This is a genomic window from Nocardioides dokdonensis FR1436 (assembly GCF_001653335.1).
Classification (GTDB): Bacteria; Actinomycetota; Actinomycetes; order Propionibacteriales; family Nocardioidaceae; genus Nocardioides; species Nocardioides dokdonensis.
This window is the reverse complement of the sequence record NZ_CP015079.1, coordinates 3,114,718-3,141,293: the sequence shown is the minus strand read 5'-3', so window position 1 is coordinate 3,141,293 and position 26,576 is coordinate 3,114,718. Positions and strand designations below refer to the sequence as shown.

General features: G+C 71.5%; 24 protein-coding genes. 1 reads left to right on the top strand and 23 read right to left on the bottom strand.

Going from position 1 to position 26,576, the window contains the following annotated elements:
• Window positions 1-4: 4 nt before the first annotated feature.
• The 21 genes from efp to I601_RS14740 form a co-directional block, all read right to left on the bottom strand.
• A complete protein-coding gene (gene efp / locus I601_RS14840; RefSeq protein WP_068111283.1) occupies window positions 5-568 on the bottom strand; it encodes an elongation factor P in 564 nt (187 codons plus the stop codon).
• 61 nt (window positions 569-629) lie between these two features.
• Window positions 630-1,067 carry a type II 3-dehydroquinate dehydratase gene (locus tag I601_RS14835; protein WP_068111280.1) on the bottom strand — a complete coding sequence of 146 codons (438 nt, stop codon included), beginning with the start codon at window positions 1,065-1,067 and terminating at the stop codon, window positions 630-632.
• A complete protein-coding gene (gene aroB / locus I601_RS14830) occupies window positions 1,064-2,194 on the bottom strand; it encodes a 3-dehydroquinate synthase (RefSeq protein ID WP_169834713.1) in 1,131 nt (376 codons plus the stop codon). Before aroB ends, I601_RS14835 begins: the two co-directional genes overlap by 4 nt.
• Entirely contained in the window at window positions 2,191-2,703 is a 513-nt protein-coding gene (locus tag I601_RS21580) for a shikimate kinase (protein WP_068111279.1), read from the bottom strand. Before I601_RS21580 ends, aroB begins: the two co-directional genes overlap by 4 nt.
• Window positions 2,700-3,887, bottom strand: coding sequence for a chorismate synthase (gene aroC, locus I601_RS14820; RefSeq protein WP_068111276.1), 1,188 nt, complete (start codon window positions 3,885-3,887; stop codon window positions 2,700-2,702). Before aroC ends, I601_RS21580 begins: the two co-directional genes overlap by 4 nt.
• Window positions 3,888-3,927: 40 nt before the next feature.
• Window positions 3,928-4,638 (bottom strand): prepilin peptidase, encoded by a 711-nt coding sequence (locus I601_RS14815; RefSeq protein ID WP_068111272.1) that lies wholly within the window; start codon window positions 4,636-4,638, stop codon window positions 3,928-3,930.
• Window positions 4,635-5,474, bottom strand: coding sequence for a shikimate dehydrogenase (locus I601_RS14810; RefSeq protein WP_068111269.1), 840 nt, complete (start codon window positions 5,472-5,474; stop codon window positions 4,635-4,637). Before I601_RS14810 ends, I601_RS14815 begins: the two co-directional genes overlap by 4 nt.
• A 10-nt stretch (window positions 5,475-5,484) precedes the next feature.
• The gene (gene mltG, locus I601_RS14805) at window positions 5,485-6,651 is read right to left on the bottom strand and encodes an endolytic transglycosylase MltG (RefSeq protein WP_068111265.1); all 1,167 of its coding nucleotides are present in this window, start codon (window positions 6,649-6,651) and stop codon (window positions 5,485-5,487) included.
• Window positions 6,648-7,094, bottom strand: coding sequence for a Holliday junction resolvase RuvX (gene ruvX, locus I601_RS14800; protein WP_418303066.1), 447 nt, complete (start codon window positions 7,092-7,094; stop codon window positions 6,648-6,650). Before ruvX ends, mltG begins: the two co-directional genes overlap by 4 nt.
• 29 nt (window positions 7,095-7,123) lie before the next feature.
• Window positions 7,124-9,802 (bottom strand): alanine--tRNA ligase, encoded by a 2,679-nt coding sequence (gene alaS / locus I601_RS14795; RefSeq protein WP_068111261.1) that lies wholly within the window; start codon window positions 9,800-9,802, stop codon window positions 7,124-7,126.
• Complete coding sequence (locus tag I601_RS14790; RefSeq protein WP_068111258.1) at window positions 9,802-10,095, bottom strand: DUF6167 family protein; 294 nt, start codon at window positions 10,093-10,095, stop codon at window positions 9,802-9,804. Before I601_RS14790 ends, alaS begins: the two co-directional genes overlap by 1 nt.
• Entirely contained in the window at window positions 10,092-10,586 is a 495-nt protein-coding gene (locus I601_RS14785; RefSeq protein ID WP_068111255.1) for a hypothetical protein, read from the bottom strand. Before I601_RS14785 ends, I601_RS14790 begins: the two co-directional genes overlap by 4 nt.
• 11 nt (window positions 10,587-10,597) lie before the next feature.
• Window positions 10,598-11,947 carry a replication-associated recombination protein A gene (locus I601_RS14780; protein ID WP_237089424.1) on the bottom strand — a complete coding sequence of 450 codons (1,350 nt, stop codon included), beginning with the start codon at window positions 11,945-11,947 and terminating at the stop codon, window positions 10,598-10,600.
• Window positions 11,948-11,970: 23 nt separating this feature from the next.
• The gene (locus I601_RS14775; protein WP_157520588.1) at window positions 11,971-13,080 is read right to left on the bottom strand and encodes an ABC transporter ATP-binding protein; all 1,110 of its coding nucleotides are present in this window, start codon (window positions 13,078-13,080) and stop codon (window positions 11,971-11,973) included.
• Window positions 13,081-13,268: 188 nt separating this feature from the next.
• On the bottom strand, window positions 13,269-14,327 hold the full coding sequence (locus I601_RS14770; RefSeq protein WP_068111252.1) for an ABC transporter ATP-binding protein: 1,059 nt from the start codon (window positions 14,325-14,327) through the stop codon (window positions 13,269-13,271).
• Window positions 14,324-15,331, bottom strand: coding sequence for an ABC transporter permease (locus I601_RS14765; RefSeq protein ID WP_068111249.1), 1,008 nt, complete (start codon window positions 15,329-15,331; stop codon window positions 14,324-14,326). The genes I601_RS14770 and I601_RS14765 overlap by 4 nt, the downstream gene beginning before the upstream one ends.
• A 130-nt stretch (window positions 15,332-15,461) precedes the next feature.
• On the bottom strand, window positions 15,462-17,225 hold the full coding sequence (locus I601_RS14760) for an ABC transporter substrate-binding protein (protein WP_068111246.1): 1,764 nt from the start codon (window positions 17,223-17,225) through the stop codon (window positions 15,462-15,464).
• A 61-nt stretch (window positions 17,226-17,286) separates the two neighbouring features.
• Window positions 17,287-18,270, bottom strand: a complete 984-nt coding sequence (locus I601_RS14755; RefSeq protein WP_068115003.1) for an ABC transporter permease — start codon at window positions 18,268-18,270, stop codon at window positions 17,287-17,289.
• 232 nt (window positions 18,271-18,502) lie between these two features.
• On the bottom strand, window positions 18,503-20,299 hold the full coding sequence (aspS, locus tag I601_RS14750; RefSeq protein ID WP_068111243.1) for an aspartate--tRNA ligase: 1,797 nt from the start codon (window positions 20,297-20,299) through the stop codon (window positions 18,503-18,505).
• Window positions 20,296-21,648, bottom strand: coding sequence for a histidine--tRNA ligase (hisS, locus tag I601_RS14745; protein ID WP_068111238.1), 1,353 nt, complete (start codon window positions 21,646-21,648; stop codon window positions 20,296-20,298). Before hisS ends, aspS begins: the two co-directional genes overlap by 4 nt.
• A gap of 6 nt (window positions 21,649-21,654) precedes the next feature.
• Window positions 21,655-22,326: an MBL fold metallo-hydrolase gene (locus I601_RS14740; protein ID WP_068111236.1), complete on the bottom strand. Its 672-nt coding sequence runs from the start codon at window positions 22,324-22,326 to the stop codon at window positions 21,655-21,657.
• Window positions 22,327-22,440: 114 nt separating this feature from the next.
• Between I601_RS14740 and I601_RS14735 the strand changes: the two genes are divergently transcribed.
• Entirely contained in the window at window positions 22,441-23,682 is a 1,242-nt protein-coding gene (locus I601_RS14735) for a DUF349 domain-containing protein (RefSeq protein WP_068111233.1), read from the top strand.
• 18 nt (window positions 23,683-23,700) lie between these two features.
• On the opposite strand, the gene I601_RS14730 is transcribed toward I601_RS14735, so the two are convergent.
• Both I601_RS14730 and I601_RS14725 read right to left on the bottom strand, forming a co-directional pair.
• On the bottom strand, window positions 23,701-25,932 hold the full coding sequence (locus I601_RS14730; protein ID WP_068111230.1) for a RelA/SpoT family protein: 2,232 nt from the start codon (window positions 25,930-25,932) through the stop codon (window positions 23,701-23,703).
• Window positions 25,933-26,021: 89 nt separating this feature from the next.
• Complete coding sequence (locus I601_RS14725; protein ID WP_068115000.1) at window positions 26,022-26,576, bottom strand: adenine phosphoribosyltransferase; 555 nt, start codon at window positions 26,574-26,576, stop codon at window positions 26,022-26,024.

Genomic DNA, 26,576 nt, shown 5'->3' with positions numbered 1-26,576 from the left:
GCGGTCACGACTTGACGCGACCCAGGTACGAGGAGTCGCGGGTGTCGACCTTGACCTTCTCGTCCTGGTTGACGAACAGGGGCACCTGGATCTCGTGACCGGTCTCCAGGGTGGCCGGCTTGGTGCGTCCGGTCGCGGAGTCGCCGGCCAGGCCGGGCTCGGTGAAGGTGACCAGGAGCTCCACGGAGGGCGGCAGCTCGATGAAGAGCACGCGGCCCTCGTGGGTGGCGACGATCGCTTCGTTGTTCTCGAGGAGGAAGTTCGCGCTGTCGCCGACGATCTCCGGCGGGACCTCGAGCTGCTCGTAGTTGCTCGTGTCCATGAAGACGTACGACGTGCCGTCGTTGTAGAGGTACTGCATGCTGCGGCGGTCGACCGTGGCGGTCTCGACCTTGGTGCCGGCGTTGAAGGTCCGGTCGACGTTCTTGTTGGACTCGACGTTGCGCAGCTTCGTGCGCACGAACGCGGGGCCCTTGCCCGGCTTGACGTGCTGGAACTCCGTGACGGCCCACAGGCCTCCGTCGATCACGAGAACCATGCCGTTCTTCAGGTCGTTGGTCGATGCCATGCGCGTACGTCAGCCTTATCGTCGGAGGGTCGTCGGAGAGACGGGACAACAGCGCGGCAGTCTACGGGCCGACGCCGCCCGCGAGCACGTCGAGGGCCATCCGGTAGCCCTCCACCCCGTGCCCGGCGATCACCTCGACCGCGTGCGGGGTGACCACCGAGTGGTGCCGGAACTCCTCGGGACGGGCGCGAGGGTCGGAGAGGTGCACCTCCACGAGCGGCGCGACCAGCTGGGCGCAGGCGTCGAAGACCGCGTAGGAGTAGTGGGTCCACGCGGCCGCGTTGAGCACGACCGGGGTCGCGTCGTCGGCGGCGGTGTTGAGCCAGTCGACGAGCACGCCCTCGTGGTTGGTCTGGCGCACCTCGACCTCGAGCCCGCGCTCCGCACCCCACGCGACGCACAGCTGCGCGAGCTCGACGTGGGTGGTGGTGCCGTAGATCTCCGGCTGGCGTCGGCCGAGCCGGCCCAGGTTGGGGCCGTTGAGCACCAGCACCTTCACGCGCGCACCCCGCTCATGACCTCGTAGGCACCGCGCAGGTGCGCCTCGTCGGGGCCGGCGAGCACCACCGGGCGCCCGACCTGCTCCAGGACCACGAAGCGCAGCTGGTCGCCGCGGGCCTTCTTGTCCACACGCATCGCGGCGAGCAGCGTCTCGAAGTCGGCGGCGTCGTAGCGCACCGGCAGGCCGACCCGGGCGAACGCCGTGCGGTGCCGCGACGCGGTGGCGTCGTCGAGACGCCCCGCACGGCGGGCCAGCTCGGCGACGAAGACGCAGCCGATCGCCACGGCCTCGCCGTGGCGCATCCGGTAGCCCTCGGCCCGCTCGATGGCGTGGGCCATGGTGTGGCCGTAGTTGAGGGCCTCCCGGCCCGGGTGCCCGTCGCTGCCACCGGTCTCGCGCAGGTCGGCGACCACGACGTCGACCTTGACGCGCACCGAGCGCTCGACGAGCTCGCGCAGGACCGGGGAGTCCGCGGTCAGCGCCTGGGGATCGGTCGTCTCGACCAGCTCGAGGATGCGCGGGTCGGCGATGAAGCCGCACTTGACGACCTCGCCGAGCCCGGCGACCAGGTCGACGCGCGGCAGCGTCTCGAGCAGGGACAGGTCGCACAGGACGCCGGCGGGCTCGTGGAAGGCGCCGACGAGGTTCTTGCCCGCGGCGGTGTTGATGCCGGTCTTGCCGCCCACGGCCGCGTCGACCATCGCCAGCAGCGTGGTGGGCACGTGCACGACGCGCACCCCGCGCAGCCAGCTGGCGGCGACGAAGCCGCCGAGGTCGGTGGTGGCCCCGCCACCGAAGGTCACCACGGCGTCGGAGCGGGTGAAGCCCGCCTCGCCGAGCTGTTCCCAGCAGGCCGCGGCCACGGCGGCGGTCTTGGCCGCCTCGCCGTCGGGGACCACCAGCTCGGTCACCTCGTAGGCGCCCTGCAGGGCTGCCAGCACCGGGGCGGCGAGCTCGCGCAGCGTCTCGGGCAGCACCAGGGCCACCCGCCGCGGCTGCTCGCCGAGCAGCCCGACCAGCCGGTCGGCGACGCCGTGGCCGATCACGACGTCGTACGGCGACGCGCCGCCGACGTGCAGGACGCTGGGCAGGACGCTGGGCGGGACGCTGGGTGGGACGCTCACCGGGCTGCTCCACCCAGGAGCGCCTCGATCTCGTCGGCGATCTCGTCGGGGCTGCGGCCGTCGGTGACCACGGAGTGCGTGGCGACCGCCTCGTAGACCGGGGTGCGCTCGTCGAGCAGGGCCTTGATGCGGGCCCGGACGTTGCCGAGCAGCAGCGGGCGGCCCACGCCAAGACCGACGCGCTTGACGGCGTCGCTGAGCCCGACCCGCAGGAAGACCACCGTGTGCCCGTCCAGCAGCGTGCGGGTGCCCTCGTCGAGCACCGCTCCCCCGCCCAGGGCCAGAACGCCGTCGTGCTCGGCGAGCGCGGTGCTCACCGCGGCGCGCTCGAGCTCGCGGAAGCGGGCCTCCCCGTCGTCGACGAAGATCTCGGAGATCTCGCGTCCCTCGCCCGCCTCGACGTCGTGGTCGGTGTCGCGCACGGGCACGCCCCACCGGTCGGCGAGCAGGGTCGCCACCGTGGTCTTGCCCGACCCCATCGGCCCGATGAGGACCACCCGGGGGCTCATCGGTACCGCAGGTGCTCGAGGTAGCCCTCGACGTTGCGCCGGGTCTCGGCCACCGAGTCGCCACCGAACTTCTCCAGCAGCGCGTCGGCCACGACCAGCGCGACCATCGCCTCGGCGACGATGCCGGCGGCGGGGACCGCGCAGACGTCGGAGCGCTGGTGGTGGGCCACCGCCTCCTCGCCGGTCGTCACGTCGATGGTGCGCAGCGCCCGCGGGACGGTCGCGATCGGCTTCATCGCCGCTCGCACCCGCAGTGCCTCACCGGTGGTCATGCCGCCCTCGGTGCCACCGGCGCGGCCGCTGGTGCGGCGGATGCCGTCGGGCCCTGACTCGATCTCGTCGTGAGCCAGTGAGCCGGGGGTCGCGGCGAGCGCGAAGCCGTCCCCGACCTCGACGCCCTTGATCGCCTGGATGCCCATCAGCGCCCCGGCGAGCCGGGAGTCGAGCCGACGGTCCCAGTGCACGTGCGACCCGAGGCCGGGCGGCAGGCCGTGCACGACGACCTCCACCACGCCACCCAGGGTGTCGCCGTCCTTGTGGGCCGCGTCGATCCGGTCCACCATCGCCTTCGAGGTGCCGGGGTCCAGGCAGCGCACCGGGTCCTCGTCGAGGCGCGCCACGGTGGCGGCGTCGGCGTCGGCCGGCCAGGAGCCGTCGGGGGCGCGCACGCCGCCGAGCTCGACCACGTGCGAGACCACCCGGGCCCCGCAGGCCTGCTCGAGGAAGTTCGTGGCGACCCGTCCGAGCGCGACGCGGGCGGCGGTCTCGCGCGCCGAGGCGCGCTCGAGGACCGGTCGGGCCTCCTCGAAGTCGTACTTCTGCATGCCCGCCAGGTCGGCGTGGCCGGGTCGCGGTCGGGTGAGCGGCGCGTTGCGGGCCAGGGCGTCGAGCTCGTCCTGGTCGACCGGGTCGGGCGACATCACCCGCTCCCACTTGGGCCACTCGGTGTTGCCGACCGTGATCGCCACCGGTCCCCCCTGGGTGCGCCCGTGGCGCACGCCGCCGGTGAAGGAGACCTCGTCCTGCTCGAACTTCATCCGGGCGCCACGGCCGTAGCCGAGGCGACGCCGGGCCAAGGACTCGGCGATGTCGTCAGAGGTGACCTGGACATGGGCGGGAAGCCCTTCCAGGATCGCGACCAGGGAAGGGCCGTGGGACTCGCCCGCGGTGAGCCAACGAAGCATGGGCGCAGTCTTCCATGCCCGTCGTGACGTGCTGACCCGGTCAGCCGCCGGCGAGACCGCCGAGGATCTCGGGCCCGGCCAGCAGCCCGATCAGCGCGCCCACGATCATCGCCGGGCCGAACGGATGAGCGGTGCGCAACCGGGAGCGGTCCCAGCGCACCAGGGCGACCACGAGCGCCGGCAGCACGAAGACCAGGAAGGCCGTGTAGGCCCCGACGAGCAGCTCGGACGCCCCGGCCCGGCCGAGCACCAGGCCGAGCAGCGCCGCGAGCCGGACGTCGCCGAAGCCCATGCCGGCCGAGTGCACGAACCACAGTCCCCAGTAGACCGAGCGCAGGATCAGCAGCCCGAGCCCCGCGCGCAGCACGTCGGTGTGGTCCCCGGTGACGACCCACTCCCCCAGCGCCAGCGCCAGCAGCAGGCCGGTCGCGGGCAGCACCAGGCGCTTGGGCAGGAGCCGGGTGCGGGCGTCGACGTAGGCCAGGCAGGCGCACACCGGGGTCGCGACGACCACGTAGGCCAGCACCCAGCCCGTGCCCAGCAGCACGCCGGACGCAGCCACGACCGCGGCCGAGACGACCGCCAGGGCGACCCCGAGGCCCGGTCGGGCCGCGACGGCGGCGTACGACGGCGGTGCAGGCTCGTCGGCGGGCCGGTCGGCGGTGGGGTCCGGCTCGGGCAGCCGGCGCACGGCCAGGGGCGCCAGCGCGCCGGCCGCGGCGGCGAGGAGGACCGCCAGGAGGAGCGTCACGGGCGGCCCGAGCGCTCGCGGAGGGCTCGCTCCCCCGCCTGGCGCATCGTCTCGAGCGGCGCCTCGCGGCCGGTGAAGAGCGCGACCTGGAGAGCGGCCTGGTGCACCAGGAGGTCGAGCCCGCCGACGAGGACCGCGCCGCGCTCGAGCGTGGCGGCGGCCAGCGGGGTCGGCCACGGGTCGTAGAGCACCTCGAAGACGACCGGCGCCTCGATCCGGTCGAGCAGCGCCGGCACCTGGGCGGCCACCGGCACGGTCGAGACGACCACGTCGGCCCGCACCCGTGCGTCCGGCAGGGCCAGCGCCTGCACGTCGGGCCGGCCGGGGTGGGCGGCGACGGCCGCCACCGTGTCGGCTGCCCGCTCCGGTGCCCGGGCCAGGATGCGCACCCGGGTCGCCCCGAGGTCGCACAGCGCGAGCGCGGTCGAGGCCGCGGTCGCGCCGCCGCCGAGGACCACGACGTCCGCCACCGCACCGGCCCAGCGCTCGCGCACCGCGGCGGCGGCCCCCGGCAGGTCGGTGTTGTCGGCCAGGCCACCGACCGGCACGTCCGGTCCGAGCACCAGCGTGTTGGCGGCACCGACCAGGCGGGCCCGCTCGCTCACCTCACCGGCCAGCGGCAGCAGCTCGCGCTTGAGCGGCATCGTCAGCGACAACCCGCGCCACGAGTCGTCGAGCCCGTCGAGGAAGGTCGCCAGGGTGCCGGCCGGCACCCGCACCGCGTCATAGGACCACTGCGCGAGGCCGAGCGCGTCGTACGCCGCCCGGTGCAGGACGGGCGACAACGAGTGGTCGACCGGGTCGCCCAGGACGGCGCAGCGCACGGGACTGGTCATCCGGGGTGTCTCAGCAACGATCGGACTGGGTGTCGCAGTACTCGTCGAGCTCACTGCGGAACCCGAGGAACTCGTCGTAGGAGTCGGTGAACTTGGTCTCGCCGGTCTCGAGGTTCACCGTGACGTAGAAGAACCACGGGCCCTCGGCCGGGGCGGCCGCAGCCGCGATGGCCGCGTCTCCGGGCGCCTCGATCGGGCCCGGGGGCAGGCCCTTCTGCTTGTAGGTGTTGTACGGCGAGTCGGCGACCGAGTCGATCTCGTCGAGGGTGAGCCGGGCGATCGGCGACTTGTCGAGCGCGTAGTTGACCGTGGCGTCGATCTGCAGGAAGCCCGCGGTCGGGTTCGGCTCGAGCTCGAGGCGGTTGTAGACGACGCGGGCGACCTTGGGCATGTCGTCACCGCGGCCCTCCGCCTCGACGAGGCTGGCGATGGTCATCAGCTCGTGCGGGGTGTAGCCGAGCTCCTCGGCGGCGCCCTCGAGGTCGGCGTCCTCGGCGGCCTGCTCCCAGCGGTCGACCATGGCGCTGAGCATGTCGGCCGGCTTGTCCTTGGGACCGAAGGCGTAGGTCGAGGGGAACAGGTAGCCCTCCGGGTTGCCCTCGGCGTAGTCGGGCAGACCGAGCTTCGCGGGCTGGTCGAGCACGTTGCGGAAGCGGGACGCGCCGAACTCGGTGCCCTTCGCGAGCACCTCGACCACCTGGTCGACGTTCAGCCCCTCGGGCACCGTCACCGAGCTGGTCTGCAGGTTGGCCGGGTCGACCAGCACGTCGATGGCGTCGGCGGAGGCCATCTCCTTCTTGAGCTCGTAGAAGCCGACCTGGATGCCGGCGGAGTCGCCGTTGGCCTGGGCGGCACTGATGCACGAGTCGACCGAGGCGACGACGTCGTCGTCCTTGAGCCCCCGGCAGATGGCGGCCGCCGAGTCGCCGCTGGCGACCTCGAAGACGATCTTGCCGCGACCGGGGCCGTCGTAGTCGGGCGCCGAGGCGAACTTGTCGCTGAGGAAGTCGGTGACCTTGCTGCCGGCCAGCCACACCCCACCGACCACGAGTGCCAGCGCCACGAGCACGGCCAGGCAGCCGGGCAGCCGCTTGCGCTTGCGCCGGCGCGACCCGCCGGGGACGTACTCCGGCTCCGCGGGCAGCAACGGTGCGTCGTTGTGCTCGTGCTCAGTCATGCCGGCTCCTCGACGATCTCGCCCGGAGCGGTGCCCGTAGCGCGTTCGGTGTCCAGTGCGTGCTGGAGGATCACCACGGCCGCAGCCTGGTCCACCACCGCACGCCTGTTGCTGCCCTTGCGGCCTCGGTCGCGCAGCATAGCCTCAGCCGACACGGTGCTGAGCCGCTCGTCGACCAGACGCACCGGGACGGGTGCCACCCGTCGGGCCAGCGAGGCGGCGAAGTCGCGGACCTTGACCGCCGACGGGCCCTCGCCGCCCTTCAGCGACCGGGGCAGTCCCACGACCACCTCCAGGACGTCGGAGTCCTCGGCGATCTCGGCCAGCAGGGCGCCGATCCGCTTCAGGTCGCCGCCCCCGCGGCGCACCGTCTCGAGCGGTGTGGCCAGGAACCCGGTGGGGTCGCTGCGCGCGATCCCGATCCGGGCGTCGCCCGGATCCACGCCGAGCCGTACGCCGTGCCGCACCCGCCTCAGGCCCCGACCGTGCGCGAGACCTCGGTCGCGACCAGCGCCAGCGCCTCGTCGAGGCGGGAGGTGTCGGTGCCGCCGCCCTGGGCGACGTCGGCCTTCCCGCCGCCCTTGCCACCCACCAGCGGGCCGACGGCCCGCACGAGGTCGTTCGCGCTCAGGCCGCGGGCCCGCGCCTCGTCGTTGGTAGCGGCCACCACGGCGACCTTTCCGTCGAGGGCACCGAGGACGACCACGACACCGGGCTCACCCTGCGGCAGGCGTCCCCGGACGTCGGTCGCCAGCGTGCGCACGTCGCCGCCGCCGGCACCGTCGACGCGGTGGGCCACCACGTGGACGCCGCCGATGCGCTGGGCGTCGGCGGCCAGCGCCGCTCCACCGGAGAGCAGCTGGGCCACCCGGACCTTCTCGACCTCCTTCTCGGCCGAGCGCAGCCGCTCGACGAGGTCGGAGACACGGTCGACGAGGTCGTCGGGCTGGGTCTTGAGCAGGCCGGTGAGCCGGAAGACGACGTCGCGCTCGCGGGCGAGGTAGGCGAAGCCCTCGACACCGGTGAAGGCCTCGATCCGCCGGTTGCCCGAGCCCACGGACGCCTCGCCGGTGACCACGACCGTGCCGATCTGCGAGGAGTGCTCCACGTGCGTGCCGCCGCACAGCTCGCGCGACCAGGGGCCGCCGATCTCGACGACCCGGACCTGGGTGTCGTCGTAGGTCTCGCCGAAGAGCGCGATCGCGCCCCACTCCTTGGCCTGCTCGAGCGTCATGTACTGCCACCCGACGGGCAGGTCGGCGCGCAGCGCCTGGTTGGAGACCTGCTCGATGTCGTGGACCTGGGCCGGGCTGAGCGCGCTGGTCCAGCCGAAGTCCAGGCGCAGGTAGCCCGGCCGGTTGTAGGACCCGGACTGGAGGGCGGAGGGGCCGAGCACCTCGCGCAGGGCCGCGTGCACCACGTGGGTGCCCGAGTGGGCCTGGCGGGCACCGGTGCGCCACTCGTGGTCGACCCGGGCGTGCAGCGCCTTCGTGCTCGCGGGCAGCTCACCCTCCACCACGCGGACCTGGTGCACGACCAGGCCGCGCACCGGGCGCTGCACGTCGAGCACCTCGAGGCGGCCACCGTCGAACTCGATGGTGCCCGCGTCGGCGGCCTGGCCACCGGACTCGGCGTAGAAGGGGGTGCGGTCGAGCACCAGCTCGCCGACCTCGCCGGCGCGAAGCACCGGCACGGGGGCGCCGCCGGAGAACAGGGCGAGGCTGCGGGACTCGGTCTCGAGCGTCTCGTAGGCCAACCAGTCGGTCGGGCCGTGCTCGTCGAGGACGCCGCGGTAGACGGCGGTGTCGGCGTGCTGGCCCTTCTTGGACCTGGCGTCGGCCTTCGCGCGCTCGCGCTGCTGGGCCATCAGGGCCCGGAAGCCGTCCTCGTCGACGCTCAGCCCGGCCTCGGAGGCCATCTCGAGCGTGAGGTCGATCGGGAACCCGTAGGTGTCGTGCAGCGTGAACGCCTGGGCCCCCGACAGCGCCGACTGCCCGGTGCCGCGCACGTCCTGGGCCGCGCGGTCGAAGAGCTCGGTGCCGGCCAGCAGGGTCTTGGCGAACGCCTCCTCCTCGGCGTAGGCGACCCGGCTGATGCGGTCGAAGCCGGACTCGACCTCGGGGTAGGACAGCTTCATCCGGTCCCGGCTGACGGGCAGCAGCTCGCGCAGCGCCGGCCCGTCGTAACCCAGCAGCCGCATGGAGCGGATCGCGCGGCGCAGCAGCCGGCGCAGCACGTAGCCGCGCGCCTCGTTGCCCGGCGTCACCCCGTCGCTGATGAGCATCAGGGCGCTGCGGACGTGGTCGGCCACGACCCGGAACCGCACGTCGTCGACCGGGTCGGCGCCGTACGTGCGGCCGGTGAGCTCGGCGGCGCGCTCGATGACCGGGAAGACCTCGTCGATCTCGTAGAGGTTCTCCTTGCCCTGCAGCAGGTAGGCCACCCGCTCCAGACCCATGCCGGTGTCGATGTTCCTGGCCGGCAGCGGGCCCTCGACGTCGAAGTCCGCCTTGGAGCGCACCTGGCTCAGCGACTCCTGCATGAAGACGAGGTTCCAGATCTCCAGGAAGCGGTCCTCGTCGGCGTTCGGGCCGCCGTCGGGGCCGTACTCGGGGCCGCGGTCGACGTAGATCTCCGAGCAGGGACCGCCCGGGCCGGGCACGCCCATGTTCCAGTAGTTGTCCTCGAGCCCGCGCTCCTGGATCCGCTCGAACGGCAGGCCGGCGATCTCGTGCCACAGCTGCGTGGCCTCGGTGTCGCTGGGCAGCACGGTGACCCAGATCTTCTCGGGGTCGAAGCCGAAGCCGCCGTCCTCGACGGAGCCGGTGACCAGGGTCCAGGCGAAGCGGATCGCGCCTTCCTTGAAGTAGTCGCCGAAGGAGAAGTTGCCGCACATCTGGAAGAACGTGCCGTGCCGGGTGGTCTTGCCCACCTCCTCGATGTCGAGGGTGCGCACGCACTTCTGCACGCTGGCCGCGCGCTGCCACGGCGGGGTCTCCTGGCCCAGGAAGTAGGGCTTGAACGGGACCATCCCCGCGTTGACGAACAACAGGTTGGGATCGTCCAGCAGCAGCGAGGCCGAGGGGACCACCGTGTGCCCGTGACGCTCGAAGTGAGCGACGAACCTCCGTCGGATCTCCGCGGTCTCCATCAGCTGGTGCCTTCCTGTTCAGGGTGGTGGTGCTGGATCTGGTGCTGGGTGTCGTGCTGGTGCTGGCTCTCGAGGGCCCGTGGATCTGAGGCGGCGAGCCGCCGGCGCAGGTCCGTCTCCGCCTCGGCGCGACCTTGGGCGACCTCGTCGCGGAACATCCGCGCCCCCAGGGCCACCGCGCCGGCCCGGTCGCGCAGCCCGTCGGGGCTCAGGGCCTCGGCGGCACGACGACCACGCACCATCGCGTAGACCCCGGCGCCGGCTCCGGCCACGAACCAGAGCCCGCGGCTCATGCGGCGGGCTCCGCGCGGCGCGCGGCGCGGACATTCGTGCGGCGCTGCTTGCGGGCCCGCTTGACCTCACGTCGCATCGCGAACCGGATGCGGTGGCGGGTCTCGGGGGCCAGGGCCCGGCGCAGGCCGTGCGCGAGCGAGGCGGCCTGGACGGCGCTCTCGCGCAGCACGATGTCGGCGAAGAGGGGTGCGGGGACGGTGGGGACGTCCTCGGGAGCGTCCGCCACCGACGGGCCTTCGCCGACGTGGGTGATCAGGTACTCCCGCTCGTCGCGCTGCGTGCCCCGCTCGTGCAGGAGTCGACGCTCGACCTCCTCGACCCGGGCCAGCAGCCGCTCGGCGCCCTCGCGCACGGCGTCGAGCTCGGCCGCCGCGCGTCGGCGCGCGCGCCCCACGGACACGAGCGCGGTGGCGGCGAGCAGACCCAGCAGGAGCACGGCGACGGTGGTGGCGACGAGGGCCCAGGCGGGCACGCTCCACTGCTCGGTCATGGGGCCCGACCCTACCGCCCGCGGATGATGCGGCGAACTCGCTCCCACCGTTCCTTGATGGCGGCCTCGGCTCCGATCTCCTTGGGCCGGTAGTACGACGCGTCGGCGACCACGTCGGGCGCGTACTGCTGCTCCGCGACGCCGTAGGGCTCGTCGTGGCTGTAGGTGTACCGGGTGCCGTGGCCGAGGTCCTCGGCCCCCGCGTAGTGGGCGTCGCGCAGGTGCGCGGGCACCGGCCCGATCCGACCGGCCCGCACGTCGGCGGACGCCGCGGCCAGCGCGGTGGTGACGGCGTTCGACTTCGGCGCGACCGCCAGCGCGATGGTCGCGTGCGCCAGGTTGAACTTGGCCTCGGGCATCCCGATGAGCTGCACCGCCTGGGCCGCGGCCACGGCGATGCCCAGCGCGCCCGGGTCGGCGAGCCCGACGTCCTCGCTGGCCAGGATCACCAGGCGGCGGGCGATGAACCGCGGATCCTCGCCGGCCTCCATCATCCGGGTCAGGTAGTGCATCGCGGCGTCCGCGTCGGAGCCGCGCACCGACTTGATGAAGGCGCTGGTCACGTCGTAGTGCTGGTCGCCCTGCCGGTCGTAGCGCACGGCCGCCTGGTCCACGGCGGTCTCGGCGGTGGCCAGGTCGACCTCCTGGGAACCGCGAGACCGGGCCGCTCCGGCGGCTGCCTCCAGGTACGTCAGGGAGCGGCGCGCGTCGCCGCCGGCCAGCCGGACCAGGTGGTCGGCGGCCTCCTCGTCCAGCGTGTACTCCCCCGCCAGCCCCCGCTCGTCGACGAGGGCCTGGTCGAGCACCGACCGCACGTCGGCGTCGGTCAGGGACTCCAGCCGCAGCAGCAGGCTGCGCGAGAGCAGCGGGGAGATGACGGAGAAGAAGGGGTTCTCGGTGGTCGCCGCCACCAGGGTCACCCAGCGGTTCTCGACCCCGGGCAGCAGCGCGTCCTGCTGGGCCTTGCTGAAGCGGTGCACCTCGTCGACGAAGAGCACGGTCTCGCGACCGGTCGCGACCAGCTCGGCCCGGGCGCCGTCGATGGCGGCGCGCACCTCCTTGACGCCCGCGGAGACGGCCGAGACCTCCACGAACCGGCGGTCGGTCTGCTGGCTGATGATCGCGGCGATCGTCGTCTTGCCGGTGCCGGGCGGTCCCCACAGCAGCAGCGAGAGGGAGCGCTGCTCCTCGATGAGCTGGCGCAGCGGGGATCCGGGCTCGCGCAGCTGCGACTGGCCGACGAGCTCGTCGAGCGTGCGCGGACGCATCCGCACCGCCAGCGGCGCCGAGGCGTGCGAGGTCGCCGCCAGGGAGCCGCCCCCGCTGGTGCGCCCGGCCGGGGCGTCGAAGAGTCCGTCCACCCCGCCAGCCTAGGAGCCGGGGCTCAGGCCGAGACCATCTGCCTCGACTTCACGTCGAACCAGCGCTTCTCGTAGCCGGGTCCGGTCGCGAGCTCCTCGGGGGTCACCGACGGGTCCGGGCTGCCCTGGCCGTCGACCCCGAGCAGTCCGGAGGTCACCGGGGTTCGCGGCGCGTCACCGAGCTCGCCGGCGAAGTGGCAGGCGACCTTGTGGCGGGGCCCGATCTGCAGCAGCGGGGGCTCGACCTTCGCGCAGATGTCCTGGGCGAGGTGGCAGCGGGTGCGGAACCGGCAGCCGGAGGGCGGGTTGATCGGGCTGGGTACGTCACCCTCGAGCCGGATCCGCTCGCGCCGACCGCCGATCGCGGCCTGCTTGACGTCGGGCACGGCCGAGAGCAGCGCCTGCGTGTAGGGGTGGTGCGCCGAGCCGTAGATCGTCTCGCGGTCCGCGATCTCGACGATCTTGCCCAGGTACATCACCGCGACCTCGGGGCAGAAGTGCCGCACGATCGCCAGGTCGTGGGCGATGAAGAGGAACGCGATGTCCATCTCGGCCTGGAGCTCCTGGAGCAGGTTGACGACCTGCGCCTGGATGGACACGTCGAGCGCGGACACCGGCTCGTCGGCCACCAGCAGCTTGGGGTTCAGGGTCAGCGCCCGGGCGATGCCGATGCGCTGGCGCTGACCACCGGAGAACTCGTTGGGGTAGCGGTTGTAGTGCTCGGGGTTGAGGCCGACGACCTCGAGGAGCTCCTTGACGCGGTCCTTGATCTTGTTCTTGGGCACGACCTTGTGCACCGCCAAGGGGGCCCCGACGATCGAGCCCACGGTGTGCCGGGGGTTCAACGAGGTGTAGGGGTCCTGGAAGATCATCTGCACGTCGCGGCGGTAGGGCTTCATCGCGCGGTTGGAGAGCTTCGCGAGGTCGACGCGGTCCTCGCCGAAGTACATCGCCCCACCGGTGGGCTCGTAGAGCCGGGTGATCAGGCGACCAGTGGTGGACTTGCCGCACCCCGACTCCCCCACCAGGCCCAGCGAACCGCCGCGGGGCACCTCGAAGCTGATGCCGTCGACGGCCTGCACGTGGCCGATGGTGCGGCGCACGACGCCCGAGGACTTCACGGGGAAGTACATCTTCAGGTCGTCCACCGACAGGACCGCCTCGGCGTCCGGGTTCAGCCGGGTCGCCCCGTGGCCCTGGGCGGCGAGCTGGGCGAAGGTGAGCTTCGTCTGGTCGTCGGGGCCGGCCAGCTCCGCGGCGTGCTTGGTCTCCGGGTTCGCCGGGTTGCGCTCGGGGTCGGTGTCCAGGTTGATGTTCGACATCAGCTCTCCTCGAGCAGCTCGGGGGCGATGACCGGCAGGATCTCCCGCTCGAAGATCACCTCGGGGTCGCGCAGGTGGCAGCGCTTGAGGTGCCCCGGGCCCGCGGTCCCCTCCTCGAAGGGGGGCATCGTGGTCCGGCACAGGTCCCCTCCGACCTTGTCGCTGTGCACACAGCGGGGGTGGAAGGCGCACCCGGTCGGCGGGTTGAGCAGGCTCGGCGGGTTGCCGGGGATCGGGATCAGCTTGGAGTCGGTGTCACCGGTGACGTCCGGGACCGACGACAGCAGACCCCAGGTGTAGGGCATCTGCGGCCGGGTCAGGATCTGCTTGCACGGCCCGTACTCCACACCGCGACCGGCGTACATCACCAGGACGTCGTCGGCCATCTCGGCGATCACACCCAGGTCGTGGGTGATGATGATGACCGCGGAGTCGAACTCGCTCTGCAGGTCCTGGAGCAGGTCGAGGATCTGGGCCTGCACCGTGACGTCGAGCGCGGTCGTCGGCTCGTCGGCGATCAGCAGCGACGGGTCGTTGATCAGGCCCATCGCGATCATCGCGCGCTGGCGCATGCCACCGGAGAACTGGTGCGCGAAGTCGTCGACCCGGCGGTCCGGCTGCGGGATGCCGACCCGGTCGAGCATCTCGATGGCCTTGCGACGGGCCTCGCGCTTGGTCGCCTTGGGATGGTGGACCAGGTAGGCCTCCGCCAGCTGCGGCCCGATCTTGTAGAAGGGGTGCAGCGCGGCGAGGGCGTCCTGGAAGATCATGGCGACCTGGCGACCGCGCAGCTTGCGCAGCCCCGACTCGCTCATGCCCACGACCTCCTGGCCGTCGACGCGGATGGACCCGGTGATCCGGGCGGTGCGTGCGTCGTGCAGCCCCAGCACGGCCATCGACGAGACCGACTTGCCGGAGCCGGACTCGCCCACGATGCCCAGGGTCTGACCCTTGCGGACCGTGTAGCTCAGGTCCTGCACGGCGGTGACGAGGCCGTCCTCGGTCGGGAAGCGGACCGTGAGGTCCTCCACGACGAGGAACGGTTCGGCGTCGCTCACGACAGCCTCACTCTCGGGTCGAGGACGGAGTAGATGACATCGACGATCAGGTTGGCCGTGATCAGGATCACGGCGCTGAACAGCGCCGTGGCCGAGACGATCGGCAGGTCGCGCTGGACCACCGCGCGCAGGCTCCACAGCCCGATGCCCTCGATGTCGAAGATGCGCTCGGTGAAGATGGTGCCGGCCAGCAGGGTGCCGAAGTCGATGCCGAAGATCGTCACGATCGGCACGAGCGCAGCGCGCAGCCCGTGCTTGTAGACGACCGTGCGGGCGGGCAGGCCCTTGGCCTTGGCGGTGCGGATGTAGTCCTCGCTCAACGCCTCGACCATGGCACCTCGCGCATACCTGGTGTACTGCGTGCACCCGAAGATGCCCAGACAGATCCAGGCCAGCGCGAGACCGCCGAACCAGGCGGTCGGTGAGTCGGTGAAGGGCACGTACCCGGTGTTGCCGATGAACGGGACCTCCCACTTCAGCGAGAAGAACAGCCAGGTCAGCAGGGCGAACAGGTAGTACGGCACGGAGCTGAGGAACAGGAAGGAGGAGACGAGCGCCTTGTCCTGCACCGTGCCGCGTCTTCGCGCGGCCGCCACCCCTAGTGGCACTCCGAGCAGGAGGTAGAGGGTCGCGCCGCCGATGGCGACGGAGAAGGTGGCCGGCAGGCGGTCCTTCATGTCCTCCCACACTGGCTGGCCGTTCTTGTAGGACAGGCCGAAGCAGGGGGCGTCGCAGCGGGTGGTCTGTGCGGCCACGGTGATGTCGCGGCCGACGAAGACGCCCTTCACGTAGTCGCCGTACTCGGCGTACCAGGCGTTGTTGTAGCCCAGCTCCTCGGTGAACCGGTCCAGGCGCTCGGCGTTGCAGCGGTTGGAGGTCTTGGTGTCGCACATGACGCGTGCGGGCTCGTTGGGGCCGTACCAGAAGAGCAGGAAGATCGACATGGACACCAGGAACAGCACCAGGACGCCGGCCAGGAGCCGTTTGACGATGTAGGCGAACATCGAGGATCTCTCTTCCGTGCAGGAGGGAAGTGACGGGGGCCCCCGGGTCTCGGGAGGCCCCCGTCACTGTCGTGCTATCAGGTGGTGCGGTGAACCGAAGGGCTCACGTGGTGCGGATCGACGAGGTCGATCACTGCATCACGAAGATGTCCTTGTAGTTCGGGGCACCGATGGAGCCGTCACCGGACGGGTTGCCGATCTTGGTACCGAACGCGTACAGGTCGTTGCGGAACGCGGTCGGGATGATCGGGAAGAACTCGGTCGACATGGCCTCGTCGAGCGCGCCCCACTCAGCGGCCTGCTCCTCGAGGTCCAGGGTCGGGATCTCGTCCATCTTGTCGTCCATCGCCTGCTCCGAGAAGAAGCCGGTGTTGTAGGTCGCCCCGGTGCGCGTCAGCGGCGGCACCATGGTCAGGCCCGAGGGCCAGTCCGAGCACCAGTTGACGCCACGCAGGTTCAGGCTCTTGTTGAGCTTGTCGTCCGGGTTGGTCCAGGTGGAGTACGGGGACTCCTGGACGCCGGTCGCCTTGACCTTGAAGCCGGCCTGCTCGAAGCCCTCGGTGATGACCTTCTGCGCCGCGACCTGCAGCGGGTCGGCCTCGTAGAAGATCATCGAGATCTCGGCGGGCGTGTCGGACTCCGCGAGGAGCTCCTTGGCCTTCTCGGGGTCGAAGGTGAACTGCTCACCGTCGACGAAGTAGTCGCTCTTGCCGGCCATGCCCGGGGGCATGATCGAGTTGGCGGGCACGCGGGTCACGCCCGGCACCTCGCCGCTGGCCTGCCACACGTCCTCGTAGGGGTAGGCGTAGGCCACGGCCTTGCGCCAGTTCAGGTCCGTCGACTCGTAGTCGGGGTACAGGAAGCTGGTGCACTGCGAGGACTGCTGGATCAGGCGGTCACCGAGCTTGTCGGAACCGTCGGTGTAGCTGCTCGAGCCGAGCTGCGTGGACAGCGCGGTCTGCGACTCGGTGTTGTCGCTGAGCATGATCTGGTCGGTCTGGTCGCCGTCGGCGTTGAACTTGAAGACCCACTTGTCGGCGTACTGGTGGCGCGCCGGGTCGGAGTCGGGGTTCCACTGGTCGTTCTTGACCAGGACCAGCTCGTCGCCGGGGCGGAACGAGTCGACCTTGTAGGGGCCGTTCGACTTGATGTTCTGCCCGTAGGCCGGCGGCTGGCTCTCCTTGCCGAGCGGAGCCGGGCCCATCGCCATGAAGGCGCCCCAGTAGTCCATGTCGGGGAAGGTCTTGGCCATCTTGATGGTGACGGTGGAGGCGTCGTTGTCGAACTCGACGCCCTCCCAGTCGGTGCCCTTGTCGGTGTAGGGGCCCTCGTACTCGCCCGCACCCAGGAAGTAGGTCTGCGAGTACTCGGTGCCGGGGCCCGAGGGGAACTGCTCGGAGTCCATCGACCGGTTGATGCCCCAGGCGACCTCCTCAGCGGTGATCGGGCTGCCGTCCTCCCAGGTCGCGTCGTCGCGGATCTCGAAGGTCCACTCGGTGAAGTCCTCGTTCGGCTGACCGAGGTCGACGGCCAGGTCGGGGACCAGGATCATCTCGCCGGTCTCCGACTCGGGGTCACGCTTGTACTGGGTCAGCGAGCGGCTGGTGAGCGCCTGCTGGATCGAGTTGCCGGTCACCGACCACCCGTTGGTGGGGTCGAGGTCGTCCGGACCGGGGTCGCCGGGCAGGAAGACGGTGACGGTGCCACCAGCGGTGGCGCCCTCGATGTCCTCGGCCGGGCCCTGGGCCTCGGGGTCCTTGTCGATGGTCTCCGAGGCGGCGCCGTACTCGCGCTCGTCCGCGTTCGTGTCGCCACCGCTGCCCGAGCCACCACACGCGGCAAGGGTCAACAGCGCAGCGCCGGCGACAACCGCCAGCGGCTTGGTCCGTCTCATGGTCCAGCCTTTCGTTGCTTGGATGGTGCCGCGAGGAGGATTCGCGACACGTCGTACCCCGTCAGCGACGGGTCTTCGGGTCGAGCGCGTCACGCACTGCGTCGCCCAAGAGGTTGAGTGCCAGCACGAGCGCCACGATGCCGAGGAGCGGCTGCCACAGGTAGAGGGAGTAGTCGTTGAAGAAGCTGGTGGCCTGCGTCAGCGTCTGGCCCCACGAGGGGCGCGAGGTGATGCCGATGCCGAGGAACGCCAGACCCGCCTCGGCGGAGACGAAGGCCGGCAGCATCAGCGACGTGCTGACCACGATCGGCGCGGCGAGGTTGGGCATCAGCTCGCGGGTCAGCACCCGGCGGGTGGGCATGCCCAGCACCCGGGCGGCCTGGATGAACTCGCGCTCGCGCAGCGAGAGCACCTCTCCGCGGATCAGTCGCGCCAGGCCCATCCAGCCGAAGAAGGCCAGCACGAGCACGAGCTGGACGACCTGGATGGTCACGTAGTTGGCGCTGTCGCGGAACCGCTCGCTGACGATCGGCGCGATGGTCAGCGCGGCCAGCAGGAACGGCAGGGTGAGGAAGAAGTCGGTGATGAAGGAGATCACCTTGTCGACGACGCCACCGAGGAACCCGGCGAGCAGACCGAGGGTGATTCCCACGACGGTCGCCACGATCGTGGCCAGGGTCGCGATCTCCAGCGAGTTGCGCGCACCCTCGAGCCAGAAGGCGAGGTTGTCGGTCGCGGTGCGCGGCGCGATGCCGAACGGGTGCTCCATGGTGAAGGCGCCGTACGGCGGGCCGTACTCCGGGCGCGGGATGCCGTCGAGGTCGAGGAACTGGCTCGGCAGCACGGTGTTGGTGTCGACACCGAACAGTCGCTGCAGCACCCCGGCGAAGATCGCGATCAGGACGAAGAAGACGACGGTGGCCAGGCACACGACGGCGATCTTGTCGCGCATCAAGCGGCCCATGGCGATCCGCATCGGCGACTTGCCGGTGATCGACCTGGCCTTCTTGGTGCTGCGGTCGGGCCCGGGTGGCTCGTCGCTCATGTGACCCAGCTTCTCGGGTCCGGCCATCTGTGCCGACGACATGCTCACCCCATCTGGTTGGTCCGCCGGGGGCTTCCCGGCACGCGCTGGCAGCGCGCCGAGCGAGACTCTATGTGACCGGTGCCGCAACGACGGTCACTCGGGAGTAACGATCTGGTCTCGACCACCGAGACGCGTCGACCCCCTTCCGCTCCAGGGCGGAAGGGGGTCGTCGCGGTCGGCTCAGGAGGGGTCAGACCTGGGTCTGCGGGGCCTCGTCCGAGTCGTCCTCGTCCTCGGGCTCGACGTCCACGCCGGCCTCGGCACGCTGCTCGGGCGTGATCGGGGCCGGGGCCGCGGTGAGCGGGTCGTAGCCGCCTCCGGACTTGGGGAAGGCGATGACGTCGCGGATGGAGTCCGCGCCGGCCAGGATCGCGCAGATGCGGTCCATGCCCACGGCGATGCCGCCGTGCGGCGGCGCGCCGTACTTGAAGGCGTCGAGCAGGAACCCAAACTTCTCCTGGGCCTCCTCCTCGCCGATCCCCATCACCTCGAAGACCCGCCGCTGCACGTCCTCGCGGTGGATCCGGATCGACCCGCCGCCGAGCTCGCTGCCGTTGCAGACGATGTCGTAGGCGTAGGCCAGGGCCCGCCCGGGGTCCGACTCGAGGGACTCGAGGAACTCCGGCTGGGGGCTGGTGAAGGCGTGGTGGACGGCCGTCCAGGAGCCTGCGCCCACGGCCACGTCGCCGCTGGCGACCGCCTCGCTGGCGGGCTCGAAGAGCGGCGCGTCGACGACCCACGTGAAGGCGAAGGCCGACTCGTCGATCAGGCCGCCGCGGCGGCCGATCTCCAGGCGGGCCGCGCCGAGCAGGGCCCGGCTGGACTTGGTCGCCCCGGCGGCGAAGAAGATGCAGTCGCCGGGCCCGGCGCCCACGTGCGCGGCCAGACCCTCCTTCTCGGTGTCGCTCAGGTTCTTGGCGACCGGACCGCTCAGGGTGCCGTCCTCACCCACCAGCACGTACGCCAGCCCGCGGGCGCCGCGCTGCTTGGCCCACTCCTGCCAGGCGTCGAGCTTCTTGCGGGGCTGGCTGGCACCGCCGGGCATCACCACGGCGCCGACGTACTCGGCCTGGAAGACCCGGAACGTCGTGTCGGCGAAGAACGCGGTGCACTCGACGAGCTCGAGGCCCATCCGCAGGTCGGGCTTGTCGGAGCCGAAGCGGGACATCGCCTCGGCGTAGGTCATCCGCGGGATCGGGCGCGGGATCTCGACGTCGATGAGCGCCCACATGGCGCAGAGCACCTCCTCCATCAAGGAGATGACGTCCTCCTGCTCCACGAAGGACATCTCGATGTCGAGCTGGGTGAACTCCGGCTGCCGGTCGGCGCGGAAGTCCTCGTCGCGGTAGCAGCGCGCGATCTGGTAGTAGCGCTCCATGCCGCCGACCATCAGCAGCTGCTTGAACAGCTGCGGGCTCTGCGGCAGGGCGTACCAGCTGCCCGGGTGCAGGCGGGCCGGCACCAGGAAGTCGCGGGCCCCCTCGGGCGTGCTGCGGGTCAGCGTCGGGGTCTCGACCTCGACGAAGTCGTGGTGGTCAAGGACCTCGCGCGCTGCCTTGTTGACCTTGCTGCGCAGCCGCAGGGCATGGGCCGGTCCGGCGCGGCGCAGGTCGAGGTAGCGGTGCTTGAGGCGGACCTCCTCCCCCACCTCCACGTGCTCGTCGATGGGGAACGGCAGCGGGGCGGCGGTGCTCAGCACCTCGAGGTCGGTCGTGACGACCTCGATCTCACCGGTGGGCAGGTTGGCGTTGGCGTTGCCGTCGGGACGCAGCCCGACCTCGCCGGTGACCTTGATGCAGAACTCGTTGCGCAGCTGGTGGGCGACCTGCTCGTCGCGCACGACCACCTGGACCACTCCACTGGCCTCGCGCAGGTCGAGGAAGGCGACGCCGCCGTGATCGCGCCGCCGGGCCACCCACCCGGCGAGGGTGACGGTCTGGCCGACGTGCTCGGCGCGCAGGGCGCCGGCGTCATGGGTGCGGATCACTGGTTCTGCTCCTGATCTGTGCGGGAGACGACCTTCGGTCGGAGGTCGTCGTGGGGCGGGGCCCAGGTGGCCGGGTCTGCGTCCACCTGCTCCCCCGTGCGGATGTCCTTGACCTGGTGACCGGTCTCGCCGGTGAACCAGACGTACGGGATGCCGCGACGCTCGGCGGTGCGGATCTGCTTGCCGAACTTGGCGGCGGTGGGCGCGACCTCGCAAGGCACCCCGTGGGCGCGCAGCGCGGCCGCGATGGCGTCGGACTCGGGCCTGCTGTCCTCGCTGGTGACGGCGATGAGCACCGCCGAGGGCACCGGTCGGCTGCCGGCCAGCACGCCGTCGGCGAGCAGCGGGATCAGCGAGCGCGACACCCCGAAGGAGACGCCGACGCCGGGGTAGGTGGTGCGGCCGTCGCTGGCCAGGGCGTCGTAGCGCCCACCACCGCCGACCGACTTCAGCCGCTCGTAGCCGTCCATGAAGATCTCGACGACCGTGCCGGTGTAGTAGTCGAGCCCGCGCGCGATCCGCAGGTTGGCCTCGACGCTGACGTGGCGACGCTCGGCCGCGGAGCAGCCCTCGATGACGGCGGCGAGCTCGGCGAGCCCCTCGTCGAGCAGGTCGTCGGTGACCCCGAGCGCGCGCACCTGCTCCACGAAGGAGGTGTCGGGCACCCGGATCGTGGCCAGGGCCAGGCAGCGCTCGGCCTGCTCCGGCGTCGCGCCGGCGTCGCTGACCAGCAGCTCCGCGACCTTCTCGCCCGGCAGCTTGTCGAGCTTGTCGATGGTGCGGATGGCCGCGGTCACGTCGGGCACGCCCAGGCCGCGGTAGAAGCCCTGGATCAGCTTGCGGTTGTTGAACTGGAAGCTCAGCGCGGGCACCGGGAGCGCGTCCAGCGCCTCGACCATCACCCGCATCACCTCCACGTCGTGGTGGAAGTCCAGGACGTCGCGGCCCACGATGTCGACGTCGGCCTGGGTGAACTGGCGGTAGCGGCCCTCCTGGGGTCGCTCCCCCCGCCAGACCGGCTGGATCTGGAAGCGCCGGAAGGGGAACTCCAGGTGCCCCGCGTGCTCGAGCACGTAGCGGGCGAACGGCACGGTCAGGTCGAAGTGCATGCCGAGCTCGGCCTCGGAGGTCTCCCCGCCCTGCTGCAGGCGCTGCAGGACGTAGATCTCCTTGTCGATCTCACCGCCCTTCGCGAGCCGGTCCAGGGGCTCGACGACACGGGTCTCGATGTTGGTGAAGCCGTGCAGCTCGAAGGTGCGCGACAGCGAGGCGATGACCTCGCGCTCGACCGCGCGGGCGGCGGGCAGCAGCTCGGGGAACCCGCTCAGCGGGCGGATCTTGGCACTCATGGGTCCTCAGAGGTCCTGGAGGAACGGGTTGGTCGCCCGCTCTCGGGCGATGGAGGTCTGCTCACCGTGGCCGGGCAGCACGACGATGTCGTCGGCGAGCGGCAGCACCTTGGTCGCCAGGCTGCGCAGCATCGTCGCGTGGTCGCCGCCGGGCAGGTCGGTGCGCCCGATGGAGCCGGCGAAGAGCAGGTCGCCGGAGAACATCACCTCGGAGACGTCCTGGGCGTCGTACGGCGTCCGGAAGGTCACCGACCCCTCGGTGTGCCCGGGGGTGTGGTCGACGACGAAGCGCAGCCCCGCCAGCTCCAGCACCTGGTCGTCGGCGAGCTCGCGCACGTCGTCCGGCTCGGCCCACTCGTAGGACCCCCCGAGCAGCATCTGGGTGGTCTCGCGCGACATCCCCGCCATCGGGTCGCTCAGCAGGTGCCGGTCGGCGGGGTGGATCCAGGCCGTCGAGTCGTACGTGCCGGCCACGGGGGCCACGCACCACATGTGGTCGACGTGACCGTGGGTGACCAGCACCGAGACCGGCTTGAGCCGGTGCTCGCGGACCACGTCGGCGACCCCCTGGGCGGCGTCCTTGCCCGGGTCGATGACGACGCACTCGGAGCCCGGTCCGGTGGCCACGACGTAGCAGTTGGTGCCCCAAGGGCCTGCGGGGAAGCCGGCGATCAACACGGCGTCACACTATCGACCGGGGCGCCGGGAGCCGAACCAGCACGACGCGATTAGCATGTGACGCACATCTTCACCTGCCTCTCGCACCGGGGCACCGAGACACAGGGAATCTTTGTGACGAGCCACCAGTGGGGCCGGGTCGACGACGACGGGACCGTCTACGTCAAGACCGCCGACGGCGAGCGGTCCGTGGGGTCCTACCCCGCGGGCACGCCCGAGGAGGCACTCGCCTTCTTCACCGAGCGCTACGCCGCACTCGCCTTCGAGGTCGAGCTGCTCGAGAAGCGGGTCAACTCCGGGGTGATGTCGCCCGAGGAGGCCACAGAGTCGGTGCGCACCGTGCGCGCCCAGGTCAGCGGCGCCAACGCCGTGGGCGACCTCGCCGGCCTCGAGGGTCGCCTCGACGCCCTGGCGCCGGTGCTGGCCTCCCAGCGCGAGGCGCGTCGGGTGGAGAAGGAGAAGCGCAGCGCCGAGGCCAGGGCCGCCAAGGAGAAGCTGGTGGTCCAGGCCGAGAAGCTCGCCGAGAGCGACGACTGGCGCCACGGAGCGAACCGTCTGCGCGACCTCCTCGAGCAGTGGAAGGCGGTCCCGCGCATCGACCGGGCCTCCGACGACGCCCTGTGGCGTCGCTTCTCGACCGCCCGCACCGGCTACACCCGGCGCCGCAAGGCCCACTTCGCGCAGCAGAGCCAGGAGCGCGAGGGCGCCCGGGCCGTCAAGGAGCGGCTCGCCGCCGAGGCCGAGTCGCTGGCCGACTCCACCGACTGGGGTCCCACAGCGGGGCGCTACCGCGACCTGATGCGCGACTGGAAGGCCGCCGGCCCGGCACCCAAGGACGTCGACGACCGGCTCTGGAAGCGCTTCCGTGGCGCCCAGGACCAGTTCTTCGGTGCCCGCGACGCCGCGAACGCCGCCCTCGACGAGGAGTTCGCGGCCAACGCCGAGGTCAAGGACGCCCTGATCGTGGAGGCCGAGGCCCTGCTGCCGGCGCTCGCCGAGACCGGCGACATCGAGGCCGCCAAGCGCGCCTACCGCGTCATCGCCGAGCGCTGGGACGCGGCCGGCAAGGTCCCGCGCGCCCGGATCAAGGAGCTCGAGGGTCGCATCGCCAAGGTCGAGCAGACCATCCGCGGCCACGAGGACGAGCAGTGGCGTCGCTCGGACCCCGAGAAGTCCGCGCGCGCCGACGACATGGTCTCCAAGCTCCAGGCCGCCATCGACCAGGTGGAGGCCGACCTCGAGAAGGCGCGCGCCGCCGGCAGCGCCGCGAAGGTCGCCGAGCTGGAGGAGAACCTCGCCTCGCGCCAGTCGTTCCTGGAGATGGCGCGCCGCGCGTCCGCGGAGTACGGCAGCTGAACCGAGTCCGGCCGCGGCCTACTGGGTGACCCGGTAGGCGTCGAAGACGCCGGGCACCCCCCGCACCGCGCGCAGCACGGTGTCGAGGTGCTTGGTCTCGGCCATCTCGAAGGTGAAGCGGCTCTTCGCGACCCGGTCGCGGTTGGTGGCCAGCTGCGCCGACAGGATGTTCACGTGGGCGTCCGAGAGCGCCATCGTGATGTCGGAGAGCAACCGGGCCCGGTCGAGCGCCTCGACCTGGATGTTGACCAGGAAGGTCGAGGTCGTGGTCGGCGCCCACTCGACGTCGAGCAGCTTCTCGGGCTGGGACTGCAGGGCCGTCGCGTTGGTGCAGTCGCGCCGGTGCACCGACACCCCTCCGCCCTTGGTGACGAAGCCCAGGATCGGGTCGGGGGGCACCGGCGTGCAGCACTTGGCGAGCTTGACCCACAGGTCGGAGGCGCCCTTGACGACGACGCCCGCGTCGCCGGACCCGGTGGGGCGGCGGTGCCCGCGGCGCCCGGTGATGGTGACGGCCTCGGCCAGGTCCTCCTGGGCGCCCTGCGCTCCCCCGTGCACCTCGAGCACCTGCTTGACGACGGCCTGGGCGGAGAGGTTGTTCTCCCCCACCGCCGCGTAGAGCGCGGTGACGTCGGCGAGCTTGAAGTGCTCGGCCGCCAGCATCAACGACTCGTGCGAGAGCAGCCGCTTGAGGGCCAGCCCCTCCTTGCGCATCAGCTTGGCGATCTGGTCCTTGCCCCGCTCGATCGCCTCCTCGCGGCGCTCCTTGGTGAACCACTGCCGGATCTTGGAGCGGGCACGCGGGGACTTCACGAACGTCAGCCAGTCGCGCGAGGGTCCGGCGTTCGGTGACTTGGAGGTGAAGACCTCCACGACGTCGCCGTTGTCGAGGCGCGACTCCAGCGGCACCAGCCGACCGTTGACCCGGGCACCGATGGTGTGGTGCCCCACCTCGGTGTGCACCGCGTAGGCGAAGTCGACCGGGGTCGACCCCGAGGGCAGCGCGATCACGTCGCCGCGAGGGGTGAAGACGTAGGTCTCGGCCCGGTTGATCTCGAAGCGCAGCGACTCCAGGAACTCGCCCGGGTCCTCGACCTCGCTCTGCCAGTCGAGCAGCTGGCGCACCCAGGACATGTCGTCGAGGTCGGCGCGCTTCTCGGTGTCGACCCCGGTGCGACCGTCCTCCTTGTACTTCCAGTGCGCCGCGACGCCGTACTCCGCGCGGCGGTGCTGGGCGAAGGTGCGGATCTGCATCTCGACCGGCTTGCCCTGCGGGCCCATGACGGTGGTGTGCAACGACTGGTACATGTTGAACTTCGGCATCGCGACGTAGTCCTTGAACCGCCCCAGCACCGGGTTCCACCGCGAGTGCAGGACGCCCAGGACGGCGTAGCAGTCGCGGTCCTCCTCGACCAGCACCCGGATGCCGACCAGGTCGTAGATGTCGGAGAACTCGCGTCCGCCCAGGATCATCTTCTGGTAGATCGAGTAGTAGTGCTTGGGTCGACCGGTGACCTTGGCCTTGACCTTGGCCTCGCGCAGGTCGGCCTCGACCTGGGTGATGACCTGGGCCATGAACTGGTCGCGCGAGGGCGCGCGCTCGGCGACCATCCGCACGATCTCGTCGTAGATCTTGGGGTGCAGGGTGGCGAACGCGAGGTCCTCGAGCTCCCACTTGATGGTGTTCATGCCCAGTCGGTGCGCCAGCGGTGCGTAGATGTCGAGGGTCTCGCGGGCGGTGCGCTCCTGGCTCTTCTGCGGCACGAACCGCAGGGTGCGCATGTTGTGCAGGCGGTCGGCGAGCTTGATGACCAGCACCCGGATGTCGCGCGACATCGCGACGATCATCTTGCGGATGGTCTCGGCCTGCGCTGAGTCCCCGTAGACGACCTTGTCGAGCTTGGTGACCCCGTCGACCAGCAGCGCCACCTCCTCGCCGAAGTCGACCCGCAGCTCCTCCAGCGTGTACGCAGTGTCCTCCACCGTGTCGTGCAGGAGCGCGGCGGCCAGCGTCGGCTCGGTCATCCCGATCCCGGCCAGGATCGTGGTCACCGCCAGCGGGTGGGTGATGTAGGGGTCGCCGCTCTTGCGCATCTGGGTGCCGTGCAGCCGCTCGGCGGTGACGTAGGCGCGCTCCAGCAGCGCCAGGTCGGCCTTGGGGTGGTTGGCGCGCACCGCGCGGAAGAGCGGCTCGAGGACCGGGTTGCCGCCCTGGCTGCGATGACCCATCCGGGCCAGCCGTGACCGCATGCTGCGCGAGGAGACCGGGACGCTGTCCTGGAGGCGCTCCGGGACCGCCTCGTTCGGGGGGCGGGGCGATCCGTGCTCACGGCGTCAGTCTAGGCCCGGTCGGACCCGACACTGAGCAACGTGGTGACCGCGACCTCGCCGAGCGCGTCCCGCCACGGCAGGAACGCCAGGTCCATCAGCACCGCCACTCCGACGACCGTGGCGCCGCAGCGCTCCACCAGCTCGACGGTGGCCCGCGCGGTGCCTCCGGTGGCGAGCACGTCGTCGACCAGCAGGACCCGGCTGCCGGCGCGCACGGCGTCGGTGTGCAGCTCGAGGGTCGCCGAGCCGTACTCCAGGTCGTAGGAGACCGCGTGCGTCTCGCGGGGCAGCTTGCCGGCCTTGCGCACCGGGACGAACCCGGCACCCAGCGCCAGCGCGACGGGAGCGCCGAGGATGAACCCCCGGGCCTCCATGCCCACCACGGTGTCGACCACGGACCTGCCCTGCTCGTCGCGACCGGCCTCGGCGAGCCCGGCGACGACCGCGGCCAGCCCGGCGTGGTCGGCCAGCACCGGGGTGATGTCCTTGAAGACCACCCCGGGCTCGGGGAAGTCCGGGACGTCGCGGATCAACCGGTCCAGGGCCTCGCGGGCCGCGACCAG